Raw genomic sequence first — 16,270 nt, forward strand, 5'->3', positions numbered from 1 at the left:
GCATAGCTGAATAATTGAAGTAAAAAGCTATGAAAAAAGAGGCATCACAAGATTCATTAATTAATTTAATATTGCCCCTAGCCCTCATACTAGGGCTAGTTCTGCTTTTGAGTTTGAATGTGGAAGCCGGAGGGCAAAGCAGGGAAACTACTCCTCTAGAGACATGGCTCAAAGTCATTGTTGGTTATTTGGCAGCAGGGACAGAAATTGCCGCAGCAGTTGTGATTGGCGGAGCAGTGATCCGAGGTATTTCTACTTATTTGCGCTTGTTGTTCTCTCGCTCCAAACAACATTTTGATGCCACAGAAGCAATTCGTCTACAATTGGGTCGAGTGCTGGCATTGGGGTTGGAATTTACTGTCGCCAGCGATATTTTGCGGACAGCAGTAGCACCCACCCGCCAGGATATTTTGAATTTAGGAGCGATCGTTTTGCTGCGAACCTTGCTGAATTATTTCTTAGAGCGAGAGATTCAGCAAGGAGAACAACGCCGTTCATCGGAGCCGGAACTCGATAGGAGTATACGATGAAATCCCATCGTTCCAGCTTAAAACCTTTAGAAGGTGCAAATCGCTCGCTCCGCCGCCGTCTCGATTGGAAAGGTGAGTTGGCATTAGCCACTGCATCGACATTAGTTATATTGTCTGTGTTTGCACTAGTGGAGGTACTAACCCGCCAGCGTTTATTGTTTGCGTCCCTAGCTTCTAGTGCCTTTCTCATTTATCTCGATCCCCAGCACGGTACAAATACGGTGCGAACTCTAGCCATTTCCCAAATGATGGCAGCTGGAATCGGTTTTATAACTTATATGCTGTTAGGTTCGGGTTATGTATCTGGGGGAACTGCAATGATCGTCACCATCGTACTGATGATCCTGTTAGATGTGATGCATCCTCCAGCCGTTTCTACATCCTTAAGCTTTGCTTTAAAAGCTGGCAATGAAAACAAATTAGTTGTGTTTGGTCTAGCTGTGGGCATCACTGCCCTGTTGGTTGGACTAGAACGCTTTGCTCTGTGGTTTCTGGTACACCTGAGCCAGAAGTAGTTTCATGTTAATTATAATTTCAAGGAGAAACAGATTATGAACGAAGAACACTCTACTTCTAACCAAGAAAATGAAAATCAAACGCCCCCAAATACTCATCCTATTGCAACAGGATTGGGAGCAGCCGGAGGCGGAATTGCCGGAGCCGCACTAGGCCGCTCAATTGGTGGTAAGTTTGGTGCTGCAATTGGTGGTGTTGCAGGTGCGATCGCACTTGGAGTTGCAGCCAATGAACTGGCAGGATACACCGAGCAATTCATTGAAGAACTCCAGCCGACAGTAGGCTTAGGATTAGGAGCAGATCACAAACCAATTGAACTACCCTCTCACTATTCTTGGGAAGAATTACAAGCACTATCAAAACCCCAAGGTGAAAAAATGCAAGCCACCTAAGCCAATAATTTTAATTACGAATTACGAATTACGAATTAATCATGTTTCCACTTTGGTTAAAAGCAGGTTTTTGGGGTTTGGTGGGTGGTTCAGCGCTGCTACTGGGTTCCGCAGTAGGTTACTACGCCAAGATTCCTCAACGGGTTATTGCTGCAATTATGGCTTTTGGTGCTGGTGTGCTAATTTCGGCACTAGCGTTTGAACTAATGGATGAAGCTTATAAGCGTGGTGGCTTTGACTCAACAGCGATCGGATTTGTAAGTGGTGCAGTTGTATATACAGCAGCAAACTGGTTTCTGTCCTATCAAGGTGCAAAGCACCGCAAACGTTCAGGTGAACAGCAACCATCGGAAGAGGAAAATAGTGGGAGTGGGATGGCGATCGCAGTTGGTGCATTACTCGATGGTATTCCCGAATCTATTGTGATTGGTGTGAGCATGATTGACGGTGGAGTTGTTAGTTGGGTAACTGTAGCGGCTGTTTTTCTCTCTAACGTTCCCGAAGGACTTTCTAGTGCTGCTGGGATGAAAAAAGCAGGGCGTTCAACAGCTTACATCTTCGGTGTGTGGGGAGGAATTGCCATCATTTCTGGTATAGCAGCACTTTTAGGCTATGCTTTGTTCAGTCATTTTTCACAAGAAATCATTGCCGCCACTACTGCGATCGCCGCAGGTGCTATTTTGGCAATGATTACAGACACAATGATTCCAGAAGCTTTCGAGCAAGCCCATAATTTTGCTGGACTAATCGTCGTCTTTGGATTTCTTGCTGCTTTTGTCTTGAGTAAACTCGCTTGAAATTCCAACTTCAACCGTCTCTTGTAAATTGTCTGTACAATCGCGCAATTAAGCTATTAAAAAATCAATCACAGAGGCGGCGAATCCAGTTAATTACTATATACGCTTATTGGATCGCTCAGGAAAACTTTTTGCTAGTGGAGGCATGGAATTTGACAATTTACCGATTACCTCAAAATTACAGTATTGGCAAATCTTAACAGATTCTTCTGGCGCTCGATACCGCGAAATCATTTTGCCTTTGTATACTCAAAAACAAGTTTCGGGTTATCTACAAGTGGCGCGTAGTATCACTGATTTAGACCAACATCTGGCTTATTTAAGATTAGCTTTGGTGTTGGGATTACCAATTTCGATGATTTTCGTTGGTTTGTCTAGTTGGTGGTTAGCAGGAAGGGCAATGCAACCTGTATATCTTTCCTACTAACAAATACAACAATTTACTGCTGATGCTGCCCATAAGTTTCGCACACCTTTAGCAGCAATGTACTCTACTATTGAAGCTGCTATCAAGTTACAGCAAGAACCAAAATCCAATGGTGGAATTTTAGATGTACTCAAACGCCAAAATCGGCGACTATCACAATTAGTAGGAGATTTGCTGTTATTAACGAGGATAGATCAAAAACAACTAACAGGAGAATATCAGTCTTGCTGTTTGAATGATTTAATTAGCGACTTAATTGAGGAATTAGCATTTTTGGCTGTAGAAACTAAAGTAAATCTCTCTAAACAGGTGCAAGTCTCAGAAAAACTGTATGTGATGGGAAATGAAGAACAGCTTTATCGCTTAATTTCCAACTTAATTGCCAATGCAATTCAAGCTACATCTAGCGGTGGAAAAGTCACGGTTTTTTTTAGAAAAGAGTGAGCTTTACGCCATGATTAAAGTTGAAGATATAGGAATTGGTATTGCTGTTGAACATCAACAGCGAATTTTTGATCGCTTCTACCGAGTAGATCGCGACCGCTTTCGTACCTCTGGCGGTTCGGGTTTAGGATTAGCCATCGCAATCGCGATCGCCAGAGCGCATAAAGGCAATATTCACGTTCAAAGTCAACCTGGGCTTGGTAGTACATTTACAGTTCAACTTCCTTTTTCATCGTGATTTCTGGAAAAAATGTTGCTATCTAGTGCATTATTTATCTTGATAACGATATTCTATGCTAGGTAAGTTGGTGGGAATAAACCAAATTATATTACGAAACATAAATATGCTTAAAACTCTTACCAAGGACAAAGGACTAATGACTAATGACAGTCACCGCCAGTTAGCTTTAATTACACCGACTTACTTAAAGCTTTTGTTTAAAATCCAGAATCTAAAATCATTTGATTTGGAGGAGTTTTGATAAATAATATTCGCAATCGCTTTAGGGGTTTTAAGCGCAAAAGGGTTGAACCATCACAACTAAAACAGTTGGTACATGAGTTATTGGAGGAGTCTAGTCTCGACGCAACATATTTGATTTTGATTATTGGCTCATGTGCGTTAGCGAAGCTCCTCCGAAGGAGATCGCTACATTTGGTCTACTTGCCAATAGCACTGCTGTAATTATCGGCGCAATGATTATCGCACCTCTGATGTTGCCAATTCGAGGTTTAGCCTTTGGTGCATTAATTGGAAATATCAACTTATTTCGTAAAGGCGTAATAGCAGTATTCTTAGGCACATTACTAGCACTTTTAATTTCTTGCAGTATAGGTTGGATCGTTAATCTACCTAGTTTCGGCAGTGAAGTGCTATCTCGCTCCAAACCTAACCTGCTTGATTTGGGTATTGCAGTTGCAGCAGGTTGTATCAGTGGCTACGCTAAAGTCAATTCAAAAATTTCTGCTAGTGTGGCAGGGACAGCAATAGCTGTTGCCCTTATGCCCCCAATTTGCGTCATCGGTTTAGGTCTAGCAAAATTTAACTTGTCACTCAGCTTAGGAGCAACTTTGCTCTATCTAACTAACCTTTTGGGTATTAGCCTTGCTTGTATGCTGACATTTTTATTCACCGGCTATTCTCCAGTCGATCGCGCACGAAAAGCGCTGCTATGGGCATTGGCTTTAACAGGTGCTTTACTAATACCTTTAACTGTGAGCTTTACTCGATTAGTTAGACAAGCAGAACTCGAAACCCATTTGAGAAAGGCACTCCTGAACCGAACTGTAACTTTTCAACGTTTGGAACTACTGAAAACTGATACTAATTGGCTGAGTAATCCGCCTCAAGTTCGCTTGAGCGTTAGCGCACAATCACCTGTAACATCAAAGCAAGTAAGCCTTTTAGAATCGTTTCTTGAAAAAGAAATTGGGCAACGTTTTTCCCTGATTTTTGAAGTTAGTCAGGTAAAAGAAGTCAGACGAGAAAAACCAGATTCTCCTAACAAAAGTCTAATAGACAAGGAAGAAAAGGAGGAATGAATAACGAACCTAGAGAATTAGAATCTATAAAACCAGGAAACAGCCGTAAAAGACGCAGATTAAGTTTAAAGGGTGAATTTGCTCTAGCTTCAATGCCAACGCTGACGATCCTAACGGTGCTAGCTCTGGTTGAGGTACTTAGTCGTCAGCGACTTTTATTCGCCTCTCTTGCTTCTAGTGCCTTCCTAATTTACTTAGACCCGCAACACGGCACTAATACAGTGCGGACACTTATCATCTCTCAAATGTTGGCAGCGGCCATTGGCTTATTCACCTACTTGGTTTTGGGGCCTGGGTATTTATCGGCTGGAAGTGCAATGATTTTGACAATTGTTCTAATGATATTGTTAGATGTCGTTCATCCTCCCGCAGTCGCCACTTCGTTGAGTTTTGCTCTCAAGGCGGGTAATGAAAACAATTTAGTTTTATTTGGTTTGGCAGTCGGCATTATTGCCACACTGGTTTTGTTGGAACGGTGTGCTTTGTGGCTACTGACACATTACAGTCGCGATTGATGTGACACAAGTTCAAAAACATGAGCCAAAAATAGTAAAATAATTTTTTATGTTTTCAACTAGTAAATAATTCTTATATTAAGTTGTGATAATTCTGACCATAAATCATAAAATATGAACTGATCCTACTATTCTAAAAACACTGAATTGTTTTAGGAAAATTATGGCATTAGATTCTACCACGAGCGAAGTTGTAATTGCAGAACAACTCAAGCAATTTCTACTAGTATTATCTGTCTCATTGGGTGTAGCAACACTACCACAAATTTTTAGTTGGTTGCGCCGCATTCCTTATACACTCTTACTAGTCATAGTGGGATTAGGGTTAGCATTCGTCAATGTACGATTGGTTAATCTCTCTCCTGAATTGATTCTGATGATTTTCTTACCACCCCTGCTGTTTGAAGCTGCTTGGAATTTGAAATGGTCAGACTTAAAGCGGGATTTGTTCCCTATTTGTTTGTATGCAGTAGTAGGGGTAATAATTTCTATTGCCGGAGTAGCAATCGGTCTTCATCAATTCGCTGGACTTGAACTTAGCATTGCTCTATTAGTTGGAGCTAGTCTATCAGCAACCGATCCAGTTTCGGTAACGGCTCTATTTCGGGAACTAGGAGCAAGCAAACGTTTAAGAACGCTGATGGAAGGAGAAAGTTTATTTAATGATGGCATGGCCGTTGTGGCTTTTGGCTTATTAGTTGCTCTGCCGTTAGGTAATGCCAAACTTGATTTACAGTCTGCTTTATTAGAATTTTTTCAAGTAGTAGGCATTGGTATCAGCGTTGGAGGACTAATTGGGTTTGGTATTTCCTATCTAACCCAACGTTTCGACTTACCATTAGTAGAACAATCCCTTACCCTGGTTTCTGCCTACAGCACTTACCTAATTACAGAATATTTGGGTGGTTCTGGAGTGATTGGAGTTGTCACCACAGCTTTAATTTTAGGCAACTTTGGCTCACGCATTGGCATGAACCCGCGCACGCGGTTTATTGTAACTGAATTTTGGGAATTTCTAGCTTTTTTTGTGAATTCGATTGTATTTCTCTTAATTGGCGATCAAATTCGCTTTGCTGTCTTAGGAGATAACCTAAAAACTATTGCAGTGACGATCGCAGCTATGGTTGTAGGACGGGCAGTATCTATTTATGCTTTAAGTAGTCTCAGCAACTGGTTAGCTAAATCCAACATTCCTTTATCTGAACAAACTGTATTGACGTGGGGTGGGCTGCGCGGCTCTGTTTCCATTGCCCTGGCCTTGAGTGTACCAGCCATACTCCCGCAAAGGGAAGAAATTATTGCTACAGTATTTGGAGTAGTTTTATTTACACTGTTAGTACAAGGCTTAACTACTCAACCATTATTAGAGAAACTCCAACTTTTAGGTTCGCAACCGCTACATCAAAAATACACCGAAGCAATTGCCCGTCAAGTCGCTCTCCAACGGGCGCTGGAATATTTAGAAACAACACAAAAGCGTCCCGGCATTCAGCCAGAGTTTTATCATTACCAGAAGACGCTGCTTTCAGGAGAAATTACCTTTTTGCAAGAAGAAATTGACAAGTTACTTGATGAATACCCGAATTTGCAAGAATTTACAACCGAAGAGCTGCGAGGGGAATTGCTGGCAATTGAAGCTGATACATACGCTGAGTTTGTCCGCGCAGGTAAGTTAAATAAAGAACTGTCACCTTTTTTGCAAACAACCCATGATGTCACAGATGGAAAGGAATAAGTGTATGTCTCATAGTAAGCGATCGCAACTTGACAAAATTGTAAACTTTTTAGGTTCTGTCTTCATTTGCTCCAGCCGTCAAAAATGCTATCCGTTTAAAGGCTCCCAAGACCAACTACAGGTAATTGAACGCTTACTTTAGTACCTGTCATGGTGTCAGATTCAATAGATAATTCTCCACCATGAGCATTGACGATACGTTTGCTAATGGCAAGCCCCAACCCAGTACCGCTTGGTTTTGTGGAAAAGAACGGCTGCGTTAGCTTTGACAAAACCTCTGAAGGAATTGGCTCACCACCATTGCAGACATTAATGCAGATTTTATCAAAAGACGAACTATCCACTTCCCATTTAATCGCATCTCCGGCTGAGACTGCCTCACAAGCATTGCGGACAATATTAATAAACACTTGTTTTAGCTTATCTTTATCTCCTAAGATTTTGACTGAAGGTAACGCTGGGATAAATTCGATTTGCCGTGAGAGTGCTTCTGGCATCTCGCATATTGGCATCAGTAATTCACAAATAAATTCATTCACATCCAATTCACACAGTTGCAATACCTGGGGTTTGGCATAAAGCAAAATTTCACTCAGCAGATTTTCTAGCCGACTAGCCTCACTAAGTGCCAGCGATAATCGTTCAAAAGCCGCTTCAGTCAGAACAGTTTTCTTAAAATACTTCAATCCCATAATCATTGTGGTCAGGGGATTGCGAATTTCATGCACAATCATCGCCGCAAATTCACCAATAGCTGCCAGCCGTTCCTGTTCTAAAAGTTTGGCTTGGGCTGCTTGTAGTTCTGCGGTGCGTTTTTCTACCTCAGTCTCCAGGATATGATTAAATTGGCACTGCTGCTGGTAAAGATGGTAATGATCGATGGCAGTAGCAGCACGTTCAGCGAACAATTCCACAATTTGGATTTCTTCTTTTGTAAATTCCCTCGCTTGCCGATGAAAAGAGCAAACAGTACCGAAGACTTGACCTTCAGTAGTTTGCAAAGGTATCCCTAAATATGCTCGATAACCTGGCGCAGGTTTACCATATTCTGGATTAGCCACAGCATCCTCAACAGCTAATGTGCGCCCAATTTGCAAAACTGTGGCAATCAATCTACCATGCAGTGCATAAACACGAGGTGTATCTTCGGACATTTCCAGACTACTCGCTAGAATAGTTTCAAACCCCTCTTGGCAAAAGGTAACAACCGTCCAATCAACTGCAATCAGTTCGCTGACTCCACAGGCAATGTTGTGTAAATAGCTACCTATTTCACCAGTGCGATAGTTCAAAGAGGATAAACGTGCTATTATCTGCCGTTCGCGCTGCCAAGGCTGTTGCAACAACATTTCTTCATCATCGGCTTTGCTCATGGATGCTTGTTGCATGGTTTAGCAAAATAAGTTAAAAAATCAAATATTAAATATTGGATTTTCCAGGTATTAACTCTGCACATCCTAATAATTTTGATGGGGAAATTTTACTAGATAAATGTGCTATTTATGCAGAAAAAGTATGAATTTTTACTTAAATAAATGTAAATTTTTATAACAAATAGCAAGCGAAAATCAGGTTGGTTATGGTCAGTGAAGCGAAACAATCCTATAGCCTTAAGATAACTTGACTTTAGTCTGCTTTATTCACAATGACATAGTTATAGTAAAAGTCAGAAGGGACACAAGGTCTTGTGCCTATACAGAAGTTTTGCTCTATATCTGGCTGGCTATAGATTTGAAAAATCATATCTGACAAAGTGACGTATATTTTTTTACATTTAATTACTTGTAAGATAAAAATTTAAATTTTGCTGAGAAATCTGTAAGAAGTTTCTAAGGGAAATATCAGTTTTTTAGATATCAATCCTTATCTATTCATAATTATTAGATAAATTATTTAAGCAATAATCAGTTTAAAGTTCAAGCTAACAGCTATATTGCTGATTGAAGCATTGAGGAATTGAAATTATGAAATTAAGACATTTATTAATACTGGGCTTGTCTTCTCTTGTCATGGTTGGCTGCGTCCCCGAAGTCTCAAAGAACCAGGCTAATGAAAGTCCTATAGCTGTGAATGCCTCTGTTCCCGTGTCTTCAACTCAGGCGAAACCGTTAGCCAACTCAGCACAATCTCCAGATTCAACTGCTATTAAGTCAGGCACATTTGTTTCTGGAGAACAAAAAACTCAAGGGAAAGTTAATATTACCACTAAAGACGGCAAATCATTTCTAGAGCTTGATGAGTCATTTAAGACTTCTGAATCAGGGCCAGATTTAGTAGTAATTTTGCATCGTTCAGATAACGTGATTAATTCAACTAAGCCACCATCGTATCCTTTAAAAAACGGAGATTATTTTATCATAGCTCCGTTACAAAAATATAGTGGCGCTCAAACATATTCTATTCCTCAAAATATCAATTTAGCAGACTATAAATCTGCCGCTATCTGGTGTCGCAAGTTTAATGCTACTTTTGGCGCTGCTAGTTTGAGTCAGTAAATATTAACCAACAACTGAAAAATCAATCACTAGGAGAAAGTTTATGAAACTAGAAGGAAAAGTTGCCCTAGTAACTGGGAGCAGTCAAGGAATTGGACAGGGAATTGTTCTCGGTCTAGCTCAAGCAGGGGCAAATGTGGTAATTAACTATCGTTCTCACCCAGAAGGAGCAGAGGATACTTTAGCAAAGGTGGAGGCGATTGGTGGTAATTGTCACATAGCTCAGTGTCCAAAATCTCATGGTTATACAGTTCAGGCAGATTTGGGCAGTGTCGATGAAGTACGCCAACTGATTGCAGAAAGTATTAACCATTTCGGCAAGCTAGATATTTTGGTAAATAATGCTGGCATTGAAAAACACGCACCATTTTGGGATGTCACAGAAGCAGATTACGACGCTGTAATGAATGTCAATTTAAAAGGTGTTTTCTTTGCCACTCAAGCTTTTGTACAACACCTGATTGAAACTAAAAGAACGGGAAAAATTATTAATATTAGTTCGGTGCATGAAGAACTACCATTTCCCAATTTCACAGCTTACTGTGCTAGCAAAGGCGGAATGAAAATGCTTGCTCGTAACTTAGCTGTTGAGTTGGGTGCTTTGGGAATCACGATTAATAATGTTGCGCCAGGAGCAATAGAAACTCCGATTAATACTAAGCTGTTGAATGACCCAGAAAAGTTGGGTGCGCTATTAAAAAATATTCCACTTGGTCGCTTGGGTCAACCGCAAGATGTTGCTTCTTTAGTGGCGTTTCTGGCTTCTGATGATGCTGACTACATTACAGGTAGCACTTTCTTTGTAGATGGTGGACTACTTTGGAATTATCAAGAACAGTAGGGAGGAAAAACTATGTCAGATTCATCCTTATTTATTCCAGTTATCCTTGGTACTTCTCGTCAAGGTCGCCAGAGTGAACACGTTGCTAAATTTATCGTTGAGCAGGTTGCAGCACGCGATCGCCTAGAAACTGAATTGATCGATATTAGAAATATAGCGATCGCTAATGATAATGCAGGTGAACCACTCAAAGACCCTCAATTTTCTGCAACTATGGAACGGGCAGATGGATTAATTATCGTTGTACCAGAATATAACCACGGTTATCCGGGTTTACTCAAACACATACTTGACACCTGCCTTAAAGAATACATTCATAAAGCCGTTGGACTGTGCGGCGTTTCCGCAGGCCCCTTTGGTGGTACAAGGGTAATCCAAAACCTCTTACCTGTGATGCGGGAGTTGGGGCTAATGACTATTTTCTATGACCTCAACTTTAGCAACGTTCAAAAACTATTTGATGAGTCGGGTAATTTGATTGACAAACCAACCTACATTCGCCGCATGGAAAAGTTTATGGACGAGTTAGTTTGGATGTCAACTGTCCTGAAATATGGGCGACAAGAAGTCAGCCTGGAGAAGAAAGATAGTATCCAAGTTAACACCCATGCCAGTAAACCCTGCCCGGAAATAGCTGCGCGGATGGGTGCAGATGCAATGGATACCGTCCTGCAAGTAAGTCGTAATGCCCAGACTGGTGAGGTGAAAGCTACCCCAGTTACTTAAGTTCCAATTTTGCTTGACTCTAGAACACCGATTCAGTAATAAAAAACGAGACTGAGATATCCAATTTTTACGCCTTTTAAAACCAAATTTTCGTTGTTACAACCCAAATAAACCGAGCTTTTTCGTCATAACTCTAAATACTAAATCGGTGTTATAGCGCCCTTGAAAATAGGGAAAATCAATAAAATTTTGTAATTATGCCACTCTCTTATAGACATCTCCGAAAATGAATGTAAAAGCCTTGTGTATTCAGAGCCAATACCCCATTTCTGGAGATTTATTATGCACAATCCGAGATTTTCAGTGCGTTAGGACTAATATCCATAACGCACCCTACTACCTTGGAACTATCAAGAGCAATAGTAATTACGAATTACGAATTACGAATTACGAATTATTATGATGCAGACACTACGGAAACATTATCCAGAATACTTGATGGAAGCTGCGGGACTGGGGATATTTCTAATTTCTGCTGTGGTGGTGACTACCTTGTTAGAACATCCAGCTTCACCAATTCCACAAGCAATTTCTGACCCACTTTTACGACGGTTTATCATTGGCGTGGCGATGGGATTAATCGCTATTTGTATTATTTATTCTCCTTGGGGTAAACAATCAGGCGCACATCTCAATCCGGTTGTCACCTTCACTTTCTTTCGTCTTGGCAAAATTCAACCGTGGGATGTTATTTTTTACATCCTGGCTCACTTTATAGGTGGATTACTAGGATTGCTGTTTGCTGTTGTGGTGTTTAGAGATGCAGTTACCAATCCATCTATAAATTATATTGTCACAATTCCTGGTGCGGGTGGTGCAGGTGTGGCATTTTTGGCTGAACTAGTGATTTCTTTTGGAGTAATGCTGATGATTTTGTTTGCATCCAATACCCCCAAACTAGCACCATTTACAGGCATATTTGCAGGAGTAATGATTGCAACTTACATCACGGTAGAAGCACCATTGTCAGGTACGAGCATGAACCCAGCCCGTACCCTAGCATCGGCAATTCCATCTCACAATTGGACAGCCATCTGGGTTTATTTCACTGCACCACTCTTAGGGATGCTCTTAGCAGCCGAACTTTATATCAGGCTGAAAGGAAAAAGGGCTGTAAGATGCGCTAAACTCCATCACCACAACAACAAACGTTGTATCTTTCGCTGTGGTTATCGTCACCCAGAAGTAGATAAAAGATGGTTGTTAAGCGACAAGTTACCTAATCCCTAGTCAATACAGTAAATGATAAGGAGGAAATCACCATGACAGTTAATCTCCAAGGAATATTACAGCAACCAGGACAAGGTTCTTCTTATTGGGTGCTTGGGGATTTGTACACTTTCAAGGCAGTAGGTGAAAATACTAGTCAAGCCTACGCTCTATTTGAAATTACCGTTCAACCACAAAGTGGTACACCTCCCCATATACATAGTCACGAAGATGAAGCTTTTTATATTCAAGAGGGAGAATTAGAATTTCAGCTTAATGAGCAAATAGTTTTAGCAACTCCTGGAACCTTTCTTCATTCTCCTAAAGGTCAACTTCACAGGTTTACAAACATCAGTTTAGAGCCAGTAAAATTGTTGTGCTGGGTAACGCCGGCAGGGTTAGAGAAGTTTTTCATAGAAGTGGGTGTGCCAGTTTCAGAGAGGATTTCATCACCTACTGTCAGTCCCACAGACATCGAAAAAGTTTTGGCTGCGGCTCCGAGGTATGGTCTTGAAATTATTCCTCCACCTGCTGAATCTTCGTAGATATAGTCCAACATCACTAAAAGTATTAGACAGGAAACAACGATGCTAGAAAGTCTGGGAAGAATTAAGAATCCATTAGTCAGAAGTATAGCCGCAGCAGCTACAGTTAGTTCAGTAATTACCTTATCTGCTGCTGTTGTAATTGGAGTAAGCAATGCCAAAGCTAAATCTGCCTATCAATTTGGTGTCTATTCCTCGCTGTTTGGAACAGCTAGTGGTGCAGTATTTGGCTTAGTTTATACAAACAAAGCAAGTGGAAACAAATCTACTCCAGACCTCAAAACATTAGATAGTCATGTTTGGCAAGATTGGCGAAATTTTGTTGTTGTTCGTAAGGTGAAAGAGAGCGAAGAAATTACCTCTTTCTATTTACAACCTGAAGATAAAGGGGAAATTACCAACTTTCAACCAGGTCAATTTTTAACCATCAAACTTGATATACCTGGACAGGATAAGCCTGTAATTCGTACTTACTCGCTTTCAGATTATCCTGAAAACTGTGAATACTATCGCCTCTCAATTAAGCGGGAACCTGCACCGAACGGATTAGATGTTATGCCTGGTATAGCATCTAATTTTATGCACGATCGCATTCAAGAAGGTTCAGTAATTTTAGCAAAACCACCAAACGGTAAATTTGTTTTAGATGTGCAGAAATCTATCCCCGCAGTGTTGATTAGCAATGGGGTGGGGATTACGCCAATGATTAGTATGGCGAAAGCTTGTAGTCTTCTTAATCCTACTCGTCCTATTTGGTTTGTACATGGTGCTAGAGACGGTAAATTCCATGCTTTTCGGGATGAAGTGAGGGAAATTTCTCGACAAAATCATAATCTGAATGTGCATTTTCGCTATAGTCGTCCTACACCTGAAGATAGAGGTAAATACCACAGTGTTGGTTATGTTGATGCTGCTCTGATTCAAGAGTTAGTACGACAAGAAGCTGAGTATTTTCTGTGTGGTTCTCCATCTTTTATGCAGTCCATAATGCAAGGATTAAAAGAATCGGGAGTACCTGACAGTAGAGTATTCTTTGAATCTTTCGGTAAACCGATGAAAAGTGTGTCTGAGAAACAAACTCAAACGGTAACTGGAGATGATAAATTTGCAGAAATTGTCTTTGCCAAATCTGGCAAAACTTTGACATGGCAACCTAGTGATGGCACTATCCTAGAATTTGCCGAAGCCAATGATATTAATCCACCTTTTAGTTGTCGTGTAGGTGTTTGCGGTACTTGTATGTGTAAAATCCGCGAAGGTGTAGTTGCTTACCAAGAAGAACCAACTGCAACAACTGATCAGGGTTCGGTGTTGATTTGTATTTCTCAACCTGGAACGTCAAAATTGGTGTTGGATATTTAATAAATTCCTCTAATAATCAAGTAATATCAAGCATATTATCTATCAGGCTTAATATCGGTACAAAATTTTATTAGAGGAGATATGAAATTGTGCAAGTTATCTCAGTCAACGTAGGACTTCCCCGTGAAGTGCTTTGGAAGGGCAAAACAGTTACAACTGGGATTTTTAAAGAACCAGTTGAGGGACGAGTGATGATGCGATCGCTCAACTTAGATGGAGATAGACAAGCTGATTTGAGTGTCCACGGGGGGAAAGACAAGGCAGTTTATGCTTATCCATTCGAGCATTACGACTATTGGCGGCGCAAGTTACCTGACATGGATTTGCCTTGGGGAATGTTTGGTGAAAACCTTACTACAGTTGGGCTGTTAGAGGATGAGGTTAATATTGGCGATCGCTTTCGGATTGGTAGCGCAGAGGTAATGGTGACTCAACCTCGAATGCCTTGTTATAAACTGGGAGTCAAGTTTGGACGGGCTGATATAGTTAAACAGTTTTTAGATAGCCGCCTAACGGGGTTCTACTCTTCGGTGCTGCAAGAGGGTCAAGTCGGAAATGGTGATACTTTGTCGTTAATCAGTCGAGACTCAAATAATGTCACTGTTGCTGATATTACCCGACTTTATGCACGGGAAACACACGACTTAGAACTCTTACACCGCGCCGTACAAGTTGAGGCTTTACCTACAGATTGGCGAGATTACTTTCAGCAGCAAATTGAAAAGTTTAAAAGATGAATTTCATTAATGTTATAATTAGTAATAAAACGCTCTACTTCAAAAAAATTATTACTTGCGTTTCACTCTCATTTAGTTCGGTTATACTACTTCGCTACTGCATTTAACTCTGCATTAAATATGCAGCAATCTCTCGATTGGCTATGCGTTGCATTTTAGTTTCTAAACTTTGTCTATCAATCGTTTCTATTGTGGCAAGTGAAGCACCTTTATCCTTCAACCATCTTTTAGCTGGTTCTGTAAAATATGACGTAGTTACGAAAAAGCCTTTATCAATTTTGTCTCCTGCTAAAGTTGCAACAAACTCCTTAACCTTTGGCTCTCCAACTGGATTAAGCTGTCTTTTAACTTGAACATAAGCAACTGTGGGAACACCGTCTATCTCTTGCCTTGCAATAATATCTTTACCTCCATCACGAGTTTTTTTCATCCTCTCAACAGTCCAACCTTCTTCAACAAAAATTGCAGATATAAAGTCTTCAAATTGATGGGGATCAAGTAAGTTTTCCATTAATATGTTTCTACGTAAAAAATAATTGCATAATAAACCAGGAGAAAGCTTCGTGATACCAACTCTTTTTTTCAGTTGTTTTGATAAACCAGCTTTTTCTTCAACCAATTTCCCTAGTTGGCAGTCAGCATTAAAAGGCAAAGTCCAAAGGAGCTTTCCCAGTGTTCTTGAATCAGCATTGGATGATTCCGTTATCTCTTGCTGTATATTTGCTGCTGTGTCACGAGTCCAATGATTTATTCGATAATTTTCTGTTCCATTTTCTGAGTATAAGTTAGAAGGATAAAACGCATAAGCTAGTTGCAAAATTTGAGTATTTTCTAAACATTTCTGCCATAGATTATGCAACATATCATCATATTTAAGCTTAATCATAGAATTAATCTCTGGAAAAAGCTTAAGCCACAAAAGTGCCATTTTTTCACGGTTACAGGGATTTTCTAAGTTCAGTAAATCACTTCTTCGCAGAAAACGTAGTACTTCTATGGGAATATTATCTTCATCCTCATCAAGAATACGTTTCTCATAGGGATGAAAGCCAAGCATTAAATCAAACTGATCAGAAATTTCTGGATCAACAGCAAACGAAGCAGTTATTTCTACGTATTTATGTTTTTCTTGATCGATGTGTGATGAAAACTTTACCATACTTTACTCAGGACAAAACAATTAGAGGCTTTGATATATGTAACTATGATAAGTGATGCTTATCTATGTAGACAGTATCTCATAGATAATATTCATTACAAGTACACTCTTATCAAAGTAAAACAGTTTAGATTACTAATAAAACTTAATATAAATTTTTCCTGAGTTTATCCTAGATTTTTATTTATCAATTCACCTAGCAAATTTTAATCAAAATATCAGCCCCATCTTTGATAAAAACGTGATACTCAATATAGCAAATTAATTAAAATAAAGTGCAGATATGCAGAGGGTGAGA

General features: G+C 40.2%; 19 protein-coding genes. 17 read left to right on the top strand and 2 right to left on the bottom strand.

What is annotated here, in order from left to right; translation table 11 throughout:
* The first annotated feature begins 29 nt into the window (after positions 1-29).
* The 10 genes from NPUN_RS11050 to NPUN_RS11090 all read left to right on the top strand — a co-directional run bounded on the left by NPUN_RS11050 (position 30) and on the right by NPUN_RS11090 (position 6,898).
* Entirely contained in the window at positions 30-530 is a 501-nt protein-coding gene (locus NPUN_RS11050; RefSeq protein ID WP_012408799.1) for a DUF1622 domain-containing protein, read from the top strand.
* Positions 527-1,045, top strand: a complete 519-nt coding sequence (locus tag NPUN_RS11055) for an HPP family protein (RefSeq protein ID WP_012408800.1) — start codon at positions 527-529, stop codon at positions 1,043-1,045. The genes NPUN_RS11050 and NPUN_RS11055 overlap by 4 nt, the downstream gene beginning before the upstream one ends.
* A 36-nt stretch (positions 1,046-1,081) precedes the next feature.
* Entirely contained in the window at positions 1,082-1,438 is a 357-nt protein-coding gene (locus tag NPUN_RS11060) for a hypothetical protein (RefSeq protein ID WP_012408801.1), read from the top strand.
* Between the two features lie 41 nt (positions 1,439-1,479).
* A complete protein-coding gene (locus NPUN_RS11065) occupies positions 1,480-2,235 on the top strand; it encodes a ZIP family metal transporter (protein ID WP_012408802.1) in 756 nt (251 codons plus the stop codon).
* A gap of 145 nt (positions 2,236-2,380) precedes the next feature.
* The gene (locus tag NPUN_RS41725) at positions 2,381-2,662 is read left to right on the top strand and encodes a hypothetical protein (RefSeq protein WP_052304583.1); all 282 of its coding nucleotides are present in this window, start codon (positions 2,381-2,383) and stop codon (positions 2,660-2,662) included.
* Between the two features lie 57 nt (positions 2,663-2,719).
* Entirely contained in the window at positions 2,720-3,106 is a 387-nt protein-coding gene (locus tag NPUN_RS41730) for a sensor histidine kinase family protein (RefSeq protein WP_234711076.1), read from the top strand.
* Positions 3,107-3,116: 10 nt separating this feature from the next.
* Entirely contained in the window at positions 3,117-3,344 is a 228-nt protein-coding gene (locus NPUN_RS41735; protein ID WP_167315605.1) for an ATP-binding protein, read from the top strand.
* Between the two features lie 377 nt (positions 3,345-3,721).
* Positions 3,722-4,648: a DUF389 domain-containing protein gene (locus NPUN_RS11080; protein ID WP_012408803.1), complete on the top strand. Its 927-nt coding sequence runs from the start codon at positions 3,722-3,724 to the stop codon at positions 4,646-4,648.
* A complete protein-coding gene (locus NPUN_RS11085; protein WP_012408804.1) occupies positions 4,645-5,163 on the top strand; it encodes an HPP family protein in 519 nt (172 codons plus the stop codon). Before NPUN_RS11080 ends, NPUN_RS11085 begins: the two co-directional genes overlap by 4 nt.
* A gap of 163 nt (positions 5,164-5,326) precedes the next feature.
* On the top strand, positions 5,327-6,898 hold the full coding sequence (locus tag NPUN_RS11090; protein ID WP_012408805.1) for a Na+/H+ antiporter: 1,572 nt from the start codon (positions 5,327-5,329) through the stop codon (positions 6,896-6,898).
* Between the two features lie 95 nt (positions 6,899-6,993).
* On the opposite strand, the gene NPUN_RS11095 is transcribed toward NPUN_RS11090, so the two are convergent.
* Positions 6,994-8,271, bottom strand: coding sequence for an ATP-binding protein (locus tag NPUN_RS11095; RefSeq protein ID WP_052304693.1), 1,278 nt, complete (start codon positions 8,269-8,271; stop codon positions 6,994-6,996).
* Positions 8,272-8,862: 591 nt separating this feature from the next.
* Between NPUN_RS11095 and NPUN_RS11100 the strand changes: the two genes are divergently transcribed.
* From NPUN_RS11100 to NPUN_RS11130, 7 genes are all read left to right on the top strand, one after another.
* Entirely contained in the window at positions 8,863-9,393 is a 531-nt protein-coding gene (locus tag NPUN_RS11100) for a DM13 domain-containing protein (RefSeq protein WP_012408807.1), read from the top strand.
* Between the two features lie 43 nt (positions 9,394-9,436).
* Positions 9,437-10,234, top strand: a complete 798-nt coding sequence (locus NPUN_RS11105) for an SDR family NAD(P)-dependent oxidoreductase (RefSeq protein WP_012408808.1) — start codon at positions 9,437-9,439, stop codon at positions 10,232-10,234.
* A 12-nt stretch (positions 10,235-10,246) separates the two neighbouring features.
* Positions 10,247-10,960 carry an NADPH-dependent FMN reductase gene (locus NPUN_RS11110; protein WP_012408809.1) on the top strand — a complete coding sequence of 238 codons (714 nt, stop codon included), beginning with the start codon at positions 10,247-10,249 and terminating at the stop codon, positions 10,958-10,960.
* 399 nt (positions 10,961-11,359) lie between these two features.
* On the top strand, positions 11,360-12,190 hold the full coding sequence (locus tag NPUN_RS11115) for an MIP/aquaporin family protein (protein ID WP_012408810.1): 831 nt from the start codon (positions 11,360-11,362) through the stop codon (positions 12,188-12,190).
* Positions 12,191-12,222: 32 nt separating this feature from the next.
* Positions 12,223-12,714 carry a cupin domain-containing protein gene (locus tag NPUN_RS11120; protein ID WP_012408811.1) on the top strand — a complete coding sequence of 164 codons (492 nt, stop codon included), beginning with the start codon at positions 12,223-12,225 and terminating at the stop codon, positions 12,712-12,714.
* Positions 12,715-12,756: 42 nt separating this feature from the next.
* Positions 12,757-14,076: a 2Fe-2S iron-sulfur cluster-binding protein gene (locus NPUN_RS11125; RefSeq protein WP_012408812.1), complete on the top strand. Its 1,320-nt coding sequence runs from the start codon at positions 12,757-12,759 to the stop codon at positions 14,074-14,076.
* Between the two features lie 89 nt (positions 14,077-14,165).
* A complete protein-coding gene (locus NPUN_RS11130; RefSeq protein WP_012408813.1) occupies positions 14,166-14,813 on the top strand; it encodes an MOSC domain-containing protein in 648 nt (215 codons plus the stop codon).
* 103 nt (positions 14,814-14,916) lie between these two features.
* Here the strand turns inward: NPUN_RS11130 and NPUN_RS11135 are convergent, their stop codons facing one another.
* A complete protein-coding gene (locus NPUN_RS11135) occupies positions 14,917-15,972 on the bottom strand; it encodes a restriction endonuclease (protein WP_012408814.1) in 1,056 nt (351 codons plus the stop codon).
* Between the last annotated feature and the right edge of the window lie 298 nt (positions 15,973-16,270).

The organism is Nostoc punctiforme PCC 73102, from assembly GCF_000020025.1.
GTDB lineage: Bacteria > Cyanobacteriota > Cyanobacteriia > Cyanobacteriales > Nostocaceae > Nostoc > Nostoc punctiforme.

Excerpts from the sequence above, each read along its gene's own strand:
- NPUN_RS11085 (WP_012408804.1), top strand. The coding sequence starts at position 4,645 with ATGAATAACGAACCTAGAGAATTAGAATCTATAAAACCAGGAAACAGC.
- NPUN_RS11090 (WP_012408805.1), top strand. The coding sequence starts at position 5,327 with ATGGCATTAGATTCTACCACGAGCGAAGTTGTAATTGCAGAACAACTC.
- NPUN_RS11080 (WP_012408803.1), top strand. The coding sequence starts at position 3,722 with ATGTGCGTTAGCGAAGCTCCTCCGAAGGAGATCGCTACATTTGGTCTA.
- NPUN_RS11105 (WP_012408808.1), top strand. The coding sequence starts at position 9,437 with ATGAAACTAGAAGGAAAAGTTGCCCTAGTAACTGGGAGCAGTCAAGGA.
- NPUN_RS41730 (WP_234711076.1), top strand. The coding sequence starts at position 2,720 with ATGTACTCTACTATTGAAGCTGCTATCAAGTTACAGCAAGAACCAAAA.
- NPUN_RS11055 (WP_012408800.1), top strand. The coding sequence starts at position 527 with ATGAAATCCCATCGTTCCAGCTTAAAACCTTTAGAAGGTGCAAATCGC.
- NPUN_RS41725 (WP_052304583.1), top strand. The coding sequence starts at position 2,381 with ATGGAATTTGACAATTTACCGATTACCTCAAAATTACAGTATTGGCAA.
- NPUN_RS11050 (WP_012408799.1), top strand. The coding sequence starts at position 30 with ATGAAAAAAGAGGCATCACAAGATTCATTAATTAATTTAATATTGCCC.
- NPUN_RS11095 (WP_052304693.1), bottom strand. The coding sequence starts at position 8,271 with ATGAGCAAAGCCGATGATGAAGAAATGTTGTTGCAACAGCCTTGGCAG.
- NPUN_RS11135 (WP_012408814.1), bottom strand. The coding sequence starts at position 15,972 with ATGGTAAAGTTTTCATCACACATCGATCAAGAAAAACATAAATACGTA.
- NPUN_RS11115 (WP_012408810.1), top strand. The coding sequence starts at position 11,360 with ATGATGCAGACACTACGGAAACATTATCCAGAATACTTGATGGAAGCT.
- NPUN_RS11065 (WP_012408802.1), top strand. The coding sequence starts at position 1,480 with ATGTTTCCACTTTGGTTAAAAGCAGGTTTTTGGGGTTTGGTGGGTGGT.
- NPUN_RS11120 (WP_012408811.1), top strand. The coding sequence starts at position 12,223 with ATGACAGTTAATCTCCAAGGAATATTACAGCAACCAGGACAAGGTTCT.
- NPUN_RS11125 (WP_012408812.1), top strand. The coding sequence starts at position 12,757 with ATGCTAGAAAGTCTGGGAAGAATTAAGAATCCATTAGTCAGAAGTATA.
- NPUN_RS41735 (WP_167315605.1), top strand. The coding sequence starts at position 3,117 with ATGATTAAAGTTGAAGATATAGGAATTGGTATTGCTGTTGAACATCAA.
- NPUN_RS11100 (WP_012408807.1), top strand. The coding sequence starts at position 8,863 with ATGAAATTAAGACATTTATTAATACTGGGCTTGTCTTCTCTTGTCATG.
- NPUN_RS11060 (WP_012408801.1), top strand. The coding sequence starts at position 1,082 with ATGAACGAAGAACACTCTACTTCTAACCAAGAAAATGAAAATCAAACG.
- NPUN_RS11110 (WP_012408809.1), top strand. The coding sequence starts at position 10,247 with ATGTCAGATTCATCCTTATTTATTCCAGTTATCCTTGGTACTTCTCGT.